The organism is Streptomyces sp. NPDC097129 (genome assembly GCF_055668065.1).
In genome coordinates, this window is the sequence record NZ_JBVOQE010000002.1 from 897,738 (window position 1) to 912,212 (window position 14,475).

The window sequence follows — 14,475 nt, forward strand, 5'->3', positions numbered from 1 at the left end:
GGGTCGCACAAGCCGCACGGACAGTACCGTGTGCCAGCGGTAGCACGGAAGAGGGCGTGGGGGCGGGGAGGCGTGCGGTGGCGTTCACCCGGGCGGGTCAGCCGTCCCGGGGCTTGACATCGTTGTCCGGCCAAGCGCTACAGTCATGTACAGACCAATTCCGCACCGTTGTTGTCGCGGCACCGCGGCGTCGCACACGCCACCCCGCACGCGGGAGGGCCGCACCCCCCTTGCCGGGGATGCGGCCCTCAACTGCCCTGCCGGATCGCTTACTTGCGGATCAGGCTGCGCAGCACGTACTGCATGATGCCGCCGTTGCGGTAGTAGTCCGCCTCACCGGGGGTGTCGATGCGGACGACCGCGTCGAACTCGACACCGGTGTCGGTGGTGACCTTGACCGTGCGCGGCGTGGTGCCGTTGTTCAGCTCGGTGACGCCGGAGAAGGAGAAGGTCTCCTCGCCGGTCAGGCCGAGGGACTCGGCGGACTGGCCCTCCGGGAACTGCAGCGGCAGGACGCCCATGCCGATGAGGTTCGAGCGGTGGATGCGCTCGTACGACTCGGCGATGACGGCCTTGACGCCGAGGAGCGCGGTGCCCTTGGCCGCCCAGTCGCGGGACGAGCCGGAGCCGTACTCCTTGCCGGCCAGGACGACCAGCGGGATGCCGGCGGCCTGGTAGTTCTGCGAGGCGTCGTAGATGAACGACACCGGACCGCCGTCCTGGGTGAAGTCGCGGGTGTAGCCGCCCTCGGTGCCCGGCGCGATCTGGTTGCGCAGGCGGATGTTGGCGAACGTACCGCGGATCATGACCTCGTGGTTGCCGCGGCGGGAGCCGTAGCTGTTGAAGTCGCGGCGCTCCACGCCGTGCTCCGTGAGGTACTTGCCGGCCGGGGTGTCGGCCTTGATCGCACCGGCCGGGGAGATGTGGTCGGTGGTGACCGAGTCGCCCAGCTTCGCCAGGACGCGGGCGCCGGAGATGTCCTCGACCGGGGCCGGGTCCATCGTCATGCCCTCGAAGTACGGGGGCTTGCGGACGTAGGTGGACTCGGCGTCCCACTCGAAGGTGTTGCCGGTGGGGACCGGCAGCGACTGCCACTGGGCGTCGCCGGCGAAGACGTCGGCGTAGGACTTGTTGAACATGTCCTCGCCGATGGCGTTCGCCACGACGTCGTTGACCTCGGCCTCGGAGGGCCAGATGTCCTTCAGGAAGACCGGGTTGCCGTCCTGGTCGGTGCCGAGGGCCTCACGGGTGATGTCCACCTTCATGGAGCCCGCGATGGAGTAGGCCACGACCAGCGGCGGGGACGCCAGGTAGTTCATCTTGACGTCGGGGTTGATACGGCCCTCGAAGTTCCGGTTGCCGGAGAGGACCGAGGTGACGGCGAGGTCGTGGTCGTTGACCGCCTTGGAGACCTCCTCCGGCAGCGGGCCGGAGTTGCCGATGCAGGTGGTGCAGCCGTAGCCGACCAGGTTGAAGCCCAGCTTGTCCAAGTACGGCGTGAGGCCGGCCTTGTCGAAGTAGTCGGTGACGACCTTCGAGCCCGGGGCCAGGGTGGACTTCACCCACGGCTTGCGGGTCAGGCCCTTCTCGACCGCCTTCTTCGCCACCAGGGCGGCGGCGACCATGACGTACGGGTTGGAGGTGTTGGTGCAGGAGGTGATGGCCGCGACCGTCACCGCACCGTGGTCCAGCTCGTAGGTGGTGCCGTCGGGGGCGGTCACCCGGACCGGGTTGGACGGTACAGCGCCGGTGCCCTGGCCGTGCTGCGGGGCGCCCGCACCGTTCTCCTGGTGGCCGTAGGCCGGGGCGTCGGAGGCCGGGAAGGACTCGTCACTGGCCTCGTCGACCGGGGAGGCGGCCGTGCCCGGCTGCCCGGCGGGGACCTCAACGTAGTTGAGGACGTCCTTGGCGAACTGCTGGGCGGCCTCGGCGAGGACGATGCGGTCCTGCGGGCGCTTGGGGCCGGCGATGGACGGGACGACCGTGGACAGGTCCAGCTCGAGCTTCTCGGAGAAGTCCGGCTCGGCCTTCGGGTCCAGCCAGAGGCCCTGCTCCTTGGCGTAGGCCTCGACGAGCGCGACCTGCTGCTCGGAGCGGCCGGTCAGGCGCAGGTAGTTCAGGGTCTCGTCGTCGATCGGGAAGATCGCGGCGGTGGAGCCGAACTCCGGCGACATGTTGCCGATGGTGGCGCGGTTGGCGAGCGAGGTGGCGGAGACCCCCTCACCGTAGAACTCGACGAACTTGCCGACGACGCCGTGCTTGCGCAGCATCTCGGTGATGGTGAGCACCAGGTCGGTGGCGGTGGTGCCGGTGGGCAGCTCGCCGGTGAGCTTGAAGCCGACGACGCGCGGGATCAGCATGGAGACCGGCTGGCCGAGCATGGCGGCCTCGGCCTCGATGCCGCCGACGCCCCAGCCGAGGACGCCGAGGCCGTTGACCATCGTGGTGTGCGAGTCGGTGCCGACCAGGGTGTCGGGGTAGGCCTGGCCGCCCCGGACCATGACCGTGCGGGCCAGGTGCTCGATGTTCACCTGGTGGACGATGCCGGTGCCCGGCGGGACGACCTTGAACTCGTCGAGGGCGGTCTGGCCCCAGCGCAGGAACTGGTAGCGCTCCTTGTTGCGGCCGTACTCCAGGTCGACGTTCTGCTTGAACGCGTCGTTGGTGCCGAACTTGTCCGCGATGACGGAGTGGTCGATGACCAGCTCGGCCGGCGCGAGCGGGTTGATCTTCGCCGGGTCGCCGCCCAGCTCCTTCACAGCCTCGCGCATGGTCGCGAGGTCCACGACGCACGGCACACCGGTGAAGTCCTGCATGATCACGCGGGCCGGCGTGAACTGGATCTCCTGCGACGGCTGGGCCTGGGAGTCCCAGGTGCCGAGCGCGCGGATGTGGTCGGCGGTGATGTTCGCGCCGTCCTCGGTGCGGAGGAGGTTCTCCAGCAGCACCTTCAGGCTGTAGGGAAGGCGCGCGGAGCCCTCGACCTTGTCCAGCCGGAAGATCTCGTACGACTCGTCGCCCACCTGCAGTGTGCTGCGGGCGTCGAAGCTGTTCGCCGACACGACAGTCTCCTTCATTGATGTGCGCGTACCACCGTCAATCGTGCCGCCACGCCGGCTTGGCCGTCCGGTAAGGTCAGGCTAAGTTAGGTTCGCCTTACTGGAGTGGCGGCTACGGTGCGCCTCGGCAGATATCTCGATGTCGAGATAACAGTAGTACATGGGCGCCGGATGGTCCTGCCCGGCGGGGCCCGGAACCGGGCATCGCGCGCCTACCAGTCCCGCTCGGCGATCATCTTGGCCGGGGCCAGGACGTCCACATGACCGTGGTCGCCGTACAGGGACTGCCGCCAGTGGGCGAACACCCGGGCGGTGCGGTGGAGCGGCTCGTCCTCCCACACGCCGTAGTCGACGCGGACCCGGGCAAGGGTGCGGGCGCCGCCCCGAGTGGCGCAGACTCCGACACTGTGCACGTGGGCGGCGAGGGCGGCGTCCCCCTTCGACGTGCTCGCCCTCAGATAGGCGACGAACTCACGGGTCATGGAGTACCAGCGCTCCGAGAGGTCCGCGTCCTCCTCGGTGTCCACGGGGGGCGGGCCGCTCTGGTCGTCGGAGGTGGTGTCGGGGAGGGTTCGACCGCCTTGGTCGTCAGATGTCGTGTCCGGGAGGGTTTGACCGCCTTGGTCGTCGGACGTGGTGTCAGGGAGGGTTTGACCGCCTTGGTCGTCGGACGTGGTGTCAGGGAGGGTCTGGCCGCCTTGGTCGTCGGATGTCGTGTCCGGGAGAGTCTGGCCGCCCTCCTCGTCCGTGTTCTCCGGCCGCTGCATGTCGCAGGACGTGTCGGACACGGACGGGCGCGGCGACGCCGGTGCGGCGGCCGCCGCGGGCCCGCCCGCACGCTCGGTGCCGCACGAGGTCAGCGTGCAGCAGCAGGCGAGCGCCGCGGCGACGGCGAGTCGCCGCATACGGATGTTCATCTGTGTCCCCCTTTCGGGGGGTGAGAGGGACACACGCAGACCGGGGTTCCATGCCGCACAGAGGGCACCATCAGGACATCGACTGATTTGCCCGTATCTTTCGGATGTCGGGGTACACGTCATCTCAGGCGACCTTGACGGGCCGTCACAGGACTCACCCGAATGGACCCCCTGACAGGCGCCATCTCATATCTGAGATAACCTCAACCTCATGGCAGACGACTACCTCGTACGCATCGGCAAGCTCATCCGCGACGCCCGGCAACACCGCGGCTGGACGCAGACGCAGCTCGCCGAAGCGCTCGGAACCAGCCAGAGCGCCGTCAACCGCATCGAGCGCGGCAACCAGAACATCAGCCTTGAGATGATCGCTCGCATCGGTGAGGCACTGGACAGCGAGATCGTCTCGCTCGGTTACGCAGGCCCGATGCATCTGCGGGTCGTCGGCGGCCGCCGGCTGTCGGGAGCCATCGACGTCAAGACGAGCAAGAACGCCTGCGTGGCCCTGCTGTGCGCGTCGCTGCTCAACAAGGGCCGGACGGTGCTGCGTCGGGTGGCCCGGATCGAGGAGGTGTACCGCCTGCTGGAGGTGCTCAACTCCATCGGCGTGCGCACCCGCTGGATCAACGACGGCGTGGACCTGGAGATCGCGCCGCCGGCCGAGCTGGACATGGCCTCCATCGACGCCGACGCCGCCGTGCGCACCCGCTCCATCATCATGTTCTTCGGCCCGCTGCTGCACCGCATGGACCGCTTCAAGCTCCCCTACGCCGGCGGCTGCGACCTGGGCACCCGCACCATCGAACCGCACATGATCGCGCTGCGCCGGTTCGGTCTGGACATCGCGGCGACGGAGGGTCAGTACCACGCCCAGGTCGACCACTCCGTGCGCCCCGACCGCCCGATCGTGCTGACCGAGCGCGGCGACACGGTGACCGAGAACGCGCTGCTCGCGGCCGCGCGCCACGACGGCGTGACCGTCATCCGCAACGCCTCCTCCAACTACATGGTCCAGGACCTGTGCTTCTTCCTGGAGGCGCTCGGTGTGCGGGTCGAGGGCATCGGCACCACGACGCTCACCGTGCACGGCGTACCGAACATCGACGTCGACGTCGACTACTCCCCCTCCGAGGACCCGGTCGAGGCGATGAGCCTGCTGGCCGCGGCCGTCGTCACCGAGTCCGAACTGACCGTGCGGCGCGTCCCGATCGAGTTCCTGGAGATCGAGCTGGCGGTCCTGGAGGAGATGGGCCTCGACCACGACCGCACGCCGGAGTACTTCGCCGACAACGGCCGTACCCGCCTGGTGGACCTGACCGTGCGCCCCTCCAAGCTGGAGGCGCCGATCGACAAGATCCACCCGATGCCGTTCCCGGGCCTGAACATCGACAACGTCCCGTTCTTCGCGGCGATCGCGGCCACCGCCCAGGGCAAGACCCTCATCCACGACTGGGTCTACGACAACCGGGCCATCTACCTGACGGACCTCAACCGCCTGGGTGGCCGCCTGCAACTGCTGGACCCGCACCGGGTCCTGGTCGAGGGCCCGACCCGCTGGCGCGCCGCCGAGATGATGTGCCCGCCGGCCCTGCGCCCCGCGGTGGTCGTCCTGCTGGCGATGATGGCAGCGGAGGGCACGTCGGTCCTGCGCAACGTGTACGTCATCAACCGCGGTTACGAGGACCTGGCGGAACGCCTGAACTCGATCGGGGCACAGATCGAGATCTTCCGGGACATCTGAGTCACCGTCAGAGCGCGGTCACCGCTCGACCAGGTGAGCAAGGCAGTCAGCGACGCCTGAGCCGGCCGCACGGCCATGGCCGTGCGGCCGGCTCGGGCGGGCCAGGTCGGTCGGCGAGAAGTCGGTGCCGACGTCGGCGGATGGTTCACGGGATGAGGACGATCTTCCCTGTGGTGTGACCGGTCATGATCCGCCGATGGGCCTCGGCGGCTTCGCGCAGCGGGTGGCTGCCGGCGATCAGGACGCGCAGCCGCCCGGCCTGCGCGGCTTCGGTGAGCCGCAGGCGCGCGGCGGCGCGGATCTCCGTGCCGGGGTCTGCGCCGGGCCCGCCGCCCAGGAGCCTGATGCCGGCCCCGGCGCCGCGTTCGAACGCCGCGATGGTCGCGATGCGGGACCGGTCCGCCACGAGGTCCACCGAGACGTCCACCGCCTCGTCGGTGCCCACCAGGTCGGCCGCCGCGTGGACGCCCTGCGGCGCCGCCTCGCGTACCCGGTCGGCCAGGCCCGGCCCGTACGCGATCGGAATCGCTCCCAGGTCGCGCAGCAGGTCGTGCTTGCCCGGGCTCGCCGTCCCCAGCACCGTGGCGCCGCGTTCGACGGCCAGTTGCACGGCCATCAGACCGACGCCTCCCGCGGCGCCGTGGATCAGCACCGAGTCGTTCTCGCGCAGGCCGATCGCTGTCAGCACGTGCACCGCCGTCACGCCGGTGACCATCAGCCCGCCCGCCTGTTCCCAGGAGAGCCCGGCCGGCTTGGGCACCACCGACGAAGCCGGGACGACGAGTTCGGCGGCGTACGCGCCGGGCGCGCGGTAGGCGATCACCTCGTCGCCGGCCTCGATCGGGCCGGCGGGGCCGGCCGCGTCGGCGCCCACCGCCGTCACCACACCGGCCGCTTCGGCGCCGAGCCGCATCGGCAGGTTCGCGGGGTCGGTTCCGAAGGCCCCGCTGTACGCCTTGTGGTCGAACGGATTGACGCCGGCGGCACGGATCTCGATGCGCACCTGGCCCGGCCCGGGCTCCGGTACGGCGGCATCGATCACCGACAGCACCTCGGGACCACCGTAGGCACGCGCTACTACTGCTTCGCTCATGTGGGCGGAAACACGGTGCCGGAAGGACCGATTCCCCCTCCTCGCAAATTTTTGAGCGGAGCGCTCCGCTCCGATACGTTGGCGGCCGACGATCACGCCGAAGCGGAGGACACATGCACGCCACGACCAAGCCCACGGCCCTGGTGACCGGCGGCAGCCGGGGAATCGGCGCGGCCACATCGCGCGAACTCGCGGCCCGCGGCTACCGCGTGGCCGTCAACTACTTCACGAACCGTGAGGCGGCCGACCAGGTGGTCAAGCTCATCGAGGCCGACGGCGGCGAAGCCTTCGCGGTGCAGGCCGATGTGCACGACCCCGGCCAGGCAGCCGGACTGCTGCGGCGCTCCGCGAGCGACGGGCGCCTGGACGTCCTGGTCTGCAATGCCGGCGCCCGCTTCACCCCCGCCCCGGTGCAGACGCTCGCCTGGGACGACTTCAGGACGAAGGTGACGGACGAGCTGGCTTCCGTCTACGCCCTCACCCAGCAGGCGCTGGGGCTCATGTCCGCCCGGGGGCGGGGCCGCATCGTGTATGTCTCCAGCGCGGTGGCCGACGGTCCGCCCGCCCCCGGCATGGCCGCCCATGGCACCGCCAAGGCCGCCCTGAACACGTTCGCCCGCTTCGTCGCGTACGAGGCCGGCCCGCTCGGCGTCACCGTCAACGTCGTGGCACCGGGTTACGTCCGCACCGAGAGCAGCGCACGCATGCCGCAGGAGTTCCAGCGGCGGCTGGCGGAGAACACCCCGCTGGGGCGGGTCGCGGAACCGGAGGACGTGGCCCGGGCGATCGCGCTGCTCGCCGGCGAGGAGGCGGGCTTCGTCACCGGCGAGGTGCTCACCGTCGACGGCGGGCACGGCGTGGCGCGACGGTAGGGAAGAATCCCTGTCCATGGGTGACACGCAGACCGGCAGACCGCGCGGCCGCCGACGGGAGGCGGACCGCAACGACGCCCGTCTCCTGCACGCCGCACGCGAGGTCTTCGCCGAGCTCGGCTGGGACGCCCCCGTCTCGGAGATCGCCCGCCGGGCGGGCGTCGGCATGGGCAGTCTCTACCGCCGTTACCCCAGCAAGGAACTGCTGGCTCAGCGCATGCGCGTCGTGGGGATGGAGCAGCTCGCCGCCCAGGCGCGCGCGGCTCTCGCCGAGGAGCGCGACCCCTGGGCGGCCTTCACCCGCTTTCTGCGGGACGCGCTCTCGGCCCAGGGCGCGGGCGGTCCGCTGCTCCCCCTGGTCGGCGGCCGGCTGCCGGCCACGGACGAGATCGTGGCCGCCGCCACCGAGCTGCGGGCCGCCCTCGGCGAGCTGGTGGACGGCGCGCACCGCGCAGGCGTACTGCGTGCCGACTTCTCCTCCGCCGACATCCCGTTGCTGCTCGACCACCTCGCCGCGCGGATCCCCGTCACCGACGAGCGCGCCACCGCATTCCACCTGCGGTATCTGGACCTGGTCCTCGCCGGACTGCACAGCTCGGCAACCGACCGGGCGGGCGCGCTGTCGGGCCCGGCACCGGACTGGTCCGAACTGAGCGAGTTGTGGAACGCGCCTGAGGGCTGAGGCCGCGGGGCGACTACGCAGTGGTGGCGCAGCACGCAGGCCTCGCGGTCAGGTCACGGCCTTCGCCGGCCTCTCCCGGGACATCGCACGCACTCCCGACCTCTCCCGACCCCCTTCCCGCTTGCCTTGAGGCGAGCCGGGAGGGGGTCCGCCTGTTGCAACTCCCCTACCGGAACGACACGTTCGACTTGTAGGAGTGTTGAATCACGGACGAGTCGGGTTCTCGTAGAAGTCTCCGAAGATCCGGTACCGGCCCACCGGTGTCTTCATGTCTTCCGCGTCTGGCTGGATCCAGTCGGTTGGCTGTCTACTCCTCAACAGGTTGTTGAAGCGGGGGAGTTCGCTTGTCACCCCCGCACCGCGACCAGTCCGCGGTGCGGTCGCGCGCTGCCGGTTGCCGGAATCCCCTGAGGACGGCCACAAGACGCCGGCCCGCTGTACATCTCCCCCACTGGTCCCACCGTAGCGAGGGCCATTCCCCTTGCCCCGAGAAGGAGTTGCCGTGGCAATTCAGCGCAAGCACACCATGTACCACTCGACCGTCGTCGACGCCGATCCGGACACCGTGTGGGCCGTGGTCCGCGACGCCCTCCAGGTGGTGTCGATCGTGTCCGGCGCCGGCGCGAAGAACGTCGGCTGGGCCGAGGGCGGAGCGGTCGAGCGGGTCCCGTCGCGCTACGACTTCACGCTCGTGTTCAACGACGGCCTGGTCCAGCAGGAGGTCGCCGGCCGCAACGAGGTGGAGCGGTCCCAGACCTACCGGGCCGTCGCGCCGACGATGGGCGTCGACCAGTATCTCGCCACCGTTCAGGTCCGGCCGATCACCAACGACCCGAGTCGCAGCTTCTTCGACTGGACGCGGGAGCTGACGATCGCCGAGGACGCCGACCGTGAGGTCGTCGAGACGATCATCTCGCTGATGGAGAAGCAGACCGACGCCATCCGGGACCATTTCGCGTCGCCGGCGAAGTAACCGCAGCCCGCTTACTCCGAGTTACTCCGAGTTACTTCGAGCGAAGGAGCAATCGTGACCGAGACGTCGTCCGGCCGGCACATCGAGATCGTCTGGCCCGATCTGGGCATCACCGTCACCGCGGAACTCGACGGCCGCAACTCCGAGTTGGCCGACCTGCTGTGGGAGTCCCTGCCCTACCGGAGTCTCCAGGGCCACGCACTCGTGGCGGGCAGCCACCTGTACCACGTGGCGCCCATCCACGAACTGCTCCACACCCACCCCGCACACCGGATTCCCGACCGGCGCGATGCCCCCGACGGCACCGTGTTCCTCTCCGGGCTCCAGCACCTGGGCATCAAATACGGAACGCTGACCGAACCCATGCCCGCCGCGCCCATAGGCCGGATCCGGCACGAGGACATCGCCGCTCTGGACGAGGCCGGCCGAGCCGTCTGGGACGCCGTCTACGCCACGAAGAAGCAGATCCTGGTCGAGGTGCGCAAGGCCGGCACGACCGGCGGCCACCACATCCCGCGCCTCACCGCCGCCCACCCCGACGCCGACCGGCTCATCGGCGACCTGCACACCGAGACCGGGCGGATCTGGCTGGACGAGCCGGCCGAACTCGCCGACATGCACCGCGGACTCATCCCCTCCGGCGCCGGCACCTACGACACCGTCCTGCCCACCCTCCTCTTCGTCAACGGCGAGACCCGCCCCCTCGGATACGCCAGCTACGGCGGCCTCATCCGCGCCGCGGTCGGCGAGATGCCGTTGGACTCGCTGCGCCAGATGGCCCGCCTCCTCGTCGGCGTCCCCGCCGAGTTCCTCGGCTACTGCGGCCTGGAACAGCTCTGGGCCTTCACCCAGCGCTTCCTCGCCTGCCTCGACCACCTCGACCGCCACGACCTCCAGGCCGTAGCCGCCCACATGGCCCTCTACATCAACTGCCTCGGCGGCTGGAACCTCCACCTCTTCCCCTGGGACGCCACCGACCAGCTGCGCCAGCTGCGCCCCACCGGGATCGGACAGCAGTCATGAGCGAGCTGCCCGCACGCACGGACGCCCTCGTCATCGGCGGAGGGGTCATCGGTACGTCGATCGCGTACCGGCTCGCCGAGGCCGGTGTCGGCACGGTCCTGCTGGAGCGCGGCGAGCTCGGATCGGGATCGTCCGGGACCACCGCGGGCGTCGTCCGCAGCTACTTCCCCGGCGACGCCCTCACCGGCAGCCTCGCCGTGCGCAGCCTGGCCGCGTATCACGCCTTCGCCGAGCGGACCGGAACCGACCTCGGCATGCGGCGTACAGGCTTCCTTGTGCTGTTCACCGAGGAACAGCAGGTGGAGGACTTCCGGCGCACCCAGGACGCCCAGCGGGCCGCGGGAGTGGACGTCGAGCTGGTGAGCGCCGCCGACGCGGCGCGGTTCAACCCGCTGGTCGACGAGAGCGCCGTCCTGGCCGCGGCCTGGGCGCCCGAGGCCTACGCCGTCGATCCCGCCGCCATCGTGCGCGGCTACGCCAGGGCCGCCGAGCAGGCCGGGGCCGTGCTGCGCACGCACACAGCCGTCACCGGCATCGACCCCGACGGGCTGGTCCACACGCCCGCGGGCAGCGTCCGCGCCGGCACCGTCATCTGCGCGGCGGGACCCTGGGCGGGAACGGTCGCCGCCCTGGCCGGCGTGCACCTTCCGCTGACCACGTACCCCATCGACCTGCTCCTCACCGACGCGCCCGCCGCCTTCCCGGACACCACCCTGCCGATGACCCTGCACCCGTCCAGCCTGCGGATCCGGTCCTGGGGAGACCGGATCCTCGTGGGGATGGGCCGCCCGGGCCCGAAGGAGTCCCCGGAGGCCTGGCTGCACCGGGTGTCGGACCGGCTCGGCGCCACCTACCCGCCCCTGGCCGGAAACCGCCTCGAGCACGGGTGGAGCGGCGACCTCGACGTCAGCCCGGACGGGAAGGCCGCCATCGGCCGCGACCCCGACCGCCCCTTCCTCTACGCGGCGGGATTCTCCGGCCAGGGGCTGTGCCAGGCGCCCGCGGCCGGGGAGATCGTCCGCGACCTCTTCCTCGGCAAGCAGCCCTTCCTCGACACGGCCGGCCTCTCCGCCGCCCGCTTCCCCGCGGCCGCCCGGCCATCGACGCCTTCCTAAGGACGCAGTCATGATCATCTTGGGATGCAACGGCTTCACCCGCGTCTCGCAGTTCTTCGCCGAGCACTTCGGCGCGGTCGGCACCGACAAGCACTACCTCCTGGGTCACGACGCCGCCGCCTCGCTCCTGGTGGACGGCGAGCTGGTGGCCGCCGTGGAGGAGGAGCGGCTCAACCGGGAGAAGAAGACCACCGACTTCCCGGTCAACGCGGTGCAGTGGTGCCTGGAACAGGCGGGGCTGCACTTCTCCGACATCGACCTGATCGCCATCCCGTTCGACTTCTCCGCCGAGGTCCTCGCCGAGATGCTGTCGGGCATCGCGTCCGCGCCGATGCCGTCCGCGGCGAAAGCGGCTCTGCTGAACAACATCGGGAAGCTGGTCACCGAGGTCGTCGGCCACGAGGCGATCCTCGCCGACTTCGCCGCACGCACCGGCTTCACACCCGACCCGGAGAAGGTGGTGTTCGTCCCGCACCACCTCGCCCACGCGATGACCGGCTACTACGCGGCGGGCATGAAGGACACCGCGTTCCTGATCAGTGACGGGCGCGCCGAGATCCTGTCGGCGCTGACCGGCGAGATCCGCGACGGCCGCATCCGCGTCTTCGAGGAGTCGGCCATCGGCGCCGAGTACTCGATCGGCATCCTGTTCAGCGCGATCACGCGTTTCCTGGGCTTCGTGCCCAACAACGACGAGTACAAGGTCATGGGCCTGGCCGGATACGCCGCGCCGCCGGTGCCGAACCCGTTCGTCGAGGACTTCGTCCAGCTGCACGACGGCGGCCGGTACACCTTCGCCCGGCCCCTGGAGACGGACAACCCCCGCAGCCTCGATCCGCTGTTCGAGGAGTACTTCGGTCCCCGGCAGGACACCCTGGAGTACCAGGCCCGGGTGGCGGCCGCGGCGCAGGAGATGCTGAACGTCGTCACCCGGCACCAGGTCCGCGCGCTCGAGGCCAGGACGGACCTGAACCATCTGCTGTTCGAGGGCGGGGTGGCGCTGAACTGCCTGAACAACACCCCGCTGTTCGAGGGGTCGCGGTTCGAGGACATGGAGGTGAGCTTCGGCGCCAGCGACACCGGCATCACCATCGGCGCCGCGGTCCACGCCTGGCTCCATCACCCGGCCGGCGCCGGCCGGGCCGGCGGGCAGAAGCCGCCGCGGGTCACTCCGTACCTCGGACCGGAATACGACGAGGCGACGATCGAGCAGGCCCTGCGGGACGTCGGTGACCGTGTGCGGTGGACCAGGCTGAGCGACGACGAGGTCGTCGACCAGGTGGCGAAGCTGCTCACCGAGAAGGTCGTCGTCGGCTGGTACGAGGGCCGCATCGAGCACGGTCCGCGGGCGCTGGGGCACCGCAGCATCCTTGCGAACCCGGGCTTCGCCGACATCAAGGACATCATCAACACCAAGGTCAAACACCGCGAGCCGTTCCGCCCGTTCGCGCCGCTGGTGCTTCAGTCGCAGGCCTCGCAGGTCTTCGAGATGGGCCGCAAGACCCGTTCGCCGTACATGACCTTCGTGTTCCCGGTGCGGCCGGAGTTCCGCGACGTGATCCCGGGCGCCACCCATGTGGACGGCACCTCGCGGGTGCAGACGCTCACCGATGAGGACACCCCGCGGCTGGCGGCCCTGCTGCGCCGGTTCACCGCGCTGACCGACGTCCCCTGCCTGATCAACACCTCCTTCAACGTGGCGGGCGAGCCGATCGTCTGCACCCCCGCCGACGCGCTGAACTGCTTCCTCGGCACGGAGATCGATCACCTCGTGCTCGGCAACCACCTCGTCACGAAGGTGGCCCCCTCCGCATGACGCACCCGGCCGATCACACGGGAGTCCGGTCCGTCCAGTCGCTGGGGCCGTCCTGGGCGGCGGACGGGGCGGTGCCCGAGGAGGCCGCCCCGGCGCCCTCCGGCCCGCTCACCGGCCCCGGGGCGCCCACCACGCTGGTGCTGCTGCGGCACGGCGAGACGGCGCTGACGGCCCAGAAGCGGTTGTCGGGCAGCGGCGGAGCCGACCCGGCTCTGTCGGCTGCCGGGCGGCGGCAGGCCGAGGCGGCCGCGGCGGTGCTCGCGGCGCGCGGCCCGGTGCGGGCGGTGGTGTCCTCGCCGCTGCGCCGCTGCCGGGAGACGGCCGAGGCGGCGGCGCGGCGCCTGGGCCTGGACGTCCTCGTCGACGAGGGCCTGCGCGAGGCGGATTTCGGCGCCTGGGAGGGGCTGACCTTCGCCGAGGTCCGCGAGCGCCACCCGGCGGAGATGGCGGCCTGGACGCAGTCGCCGGCGGCGGTGCCGGGCGGCACGGGCGAGCCGTTCGAGGCGGTGGCACGCCGGGTCGTGCGGGTGCGGGACAGGCTGCTGGCACGGTACGCGGGGCGTACGGTGCTGGTCGTCTCCCATGTCGCGCCGCTGCGGACGCTGGTCCGGCTGGCGCTGGGCGCACCGCCCGCGTCCCTGTTCCGCATGGAACTGGCGGCGGCTTCGCTGTCCGCGGTGGCCTATTACGGTGACGGAAATACGTCGGTGCGATTTCTGAACGACACCTCGCATCTGCGATGAGTTCAGCCGGAATTCGCCTCACCTGCGAGGCGTTTTGGCGGATGTAGGCCCGCACCGCCTCTTGGACCCGCCTCCGCTCGGCCCCTTGGGACACGTCCTGAGCTGTGCGGATCCGGTGCGCCGGCCCTTGACCGACGGACCCGCCGCACCGTATTTTCGAACGAACCGACTCGAGAACGGCTGGAAGGAGGCGAAGTCGGATGTCCATCATCTCCGACCTGCATCGCCTCGCCCAGCGGACCGTCTGGGTCCCGGGTCGCGTAGCACACGGCTGCTGAACAGCCCTCCTCTCCGGCGTGTCCGTTAGTGGCCCCGGTGTCTTCTGATGTCTTCACCCGCCTTCGGCGCGCCTTCGCGTGCTGATGTCTGCTCCGGGTTCTTACGCTTCAGCATCGCCACCGAAAGAGAAAGCCCTGAAATGGCGACTAGCATCATTTGTAC

The 14,475-nt window shown here is 70.4% G+C and carries 10 protein-coding genes and 1 pseudogene; 8 read left to right on the forward strand and 3 right to left on the reverse strand.

Annotation, left to right across the window (positions count from 1 at the left end; translation table 11 throughout):
• Positions 1-269 precede the first annotated feature (269 nt).
• Positions 270-3,062, reverse strand: a complete 2,793-nt coding sequence (locus tag AC0B9F_RS09715) for an aconitate hydratase (protein WP_472000483.1) — start codon at positions 3,060-3,062, stop codon at positions 270-272.
• 209 nt (positions 3,063-3,271) lie between these two features.
• Positions 3,272-3,976: a hypothetical protein gene (locus AC0B9F_RS09720; protein ID WP_472000484.1), complete on the reverse strand. Its 705-nt coding sequence runs from the start codon at positions 3,974-3,976 to the stop codon at positions 3,272-3,274.
• Positions 3,977-4,187: 211 nt separating this feature from the next.
• Here AC0B9F_RS09720 and AC0B9F_RS09725 point away from each other — a divergent pair, with 211 nt between their 5' ends.
• Positions 4,188-5,717: a helix-turn-helix domain-containing protein gene (locus AC0B9F_RS09725; RefSeq protein ID WP_472000485.1), complete on the forward strand. Its 1,530-nt coding sequence runs from the start codon at positions 4,188-4,190 to the stop codon at positions 5,715-5,717.
• Positions 5,718-5,862: 145 nt separating this feature from the next.
• Here the strand turns inward: AC0B9F_RS09725 and AC0B9F_RS09730 are convergent, their stop codons facing one another.
• Entirely contained in the window at positions 5,863-6,810 is a 948-nt protein-coding gene (locus AC0B9F_RS09730; protein ID WP_472000486.1) for a quinone oxidoreductase family protein, read from the reverse strand.
• Positions 6,811-6,923: 113 nt separating this feature from the next.
• Here AC0B9F_RS09730 and AC0B9F_RS09735 point away from each other — a divergent pair, with 113 nt between their 5' ends.
• The 7 genes and pseudogenes from AC0B9F_RS09735 to AC0B9F_RS09765 form a co-directional block, all read left to right on the forward strand.
• On the forward strand, positions 6,924-7,682 hold the full coding sequence (locus AC0B9F_RS09735) for an SDR family oxidoreductase (RefSeq protein ID WP_472000488.1): 759 nt from the start codon (positions 6,924-6,926) through the stop codon (positions 7,680-7,682).
• A gap of 16 nt (positions 7,683-7,698) precedes the next feature.
• A complete protein-coding gene (locus AC0B9F_RS09740) occupies positions 7,699-8,364 on the forward strand; it encodes a TetR/AcrR family transcriptional regulator (RefSeq protein WP_472000489.1) in 666 nt (221 codons plus the stop codon).
• Positions 8,365-8,866: 502 nt separating this feature from the next.
• The gene (locus AC0B9F_RS09745) at positions 8,867-9,337 is read left to right on the forward strand and encodes an SRPBCC family protein (RefSeq protein ID WP_472000490.1); all 471 of its coding nucleotides are present in this window, start codon (positions 8,867-8,869) and stop codon (positions 9,335-9,337) included.
• A 54-nt stretch (positions 9,338-9,391) separates the two neighbouring features.
• Positions 9,392-10,360, forward strand: coding sequence for a cucumopine synthase-related protein (locus AC0B9F_RS09750; RefSeq protein WP_472000492.1), 969 nt, complete (start codon positions 9,392-9,394; stop codon positions 10,358-10,360).
• A complete protein-coding gene (locus AC0B9F_RS09755) occupies positions 10,357-11,475 on the forward strand; it encodes an NAD(P)/FAD-dependent oxidoreductase (RefSeq protein WP_472000493.1) in 1,119 nt (372 codons plus the stop codon). Before AC0B9F_RS09750 ends, AC0B9F_RS09755 begins: the two co-directional genes overlap by 4 nt.
• 10 nt (positions 11,476-11,485) lie before the next feature.
• Complete coding sequence (locus AC0B9F_RS09760; RefSeq protein ID WP_472000495.1) at positions 11,486-13,291, forward strand: carbamoyltransferase family protein; 1,806 nt, start codon at positions 11,486-11,488, stop codon at positions 13,289-13,291.
• A 38-nt stretch (positions 13,292-13,329) separates the two neighbouring features.
• A pseudogene (locus tag AC0B9F_RS09765) lies at positions 13,330-14,034 on the forward strand (histidine phosphatase family protein); the annotation flags it as partial.
• Positions 14,035-14,475 lie beyond the last annotated feature (441 nt).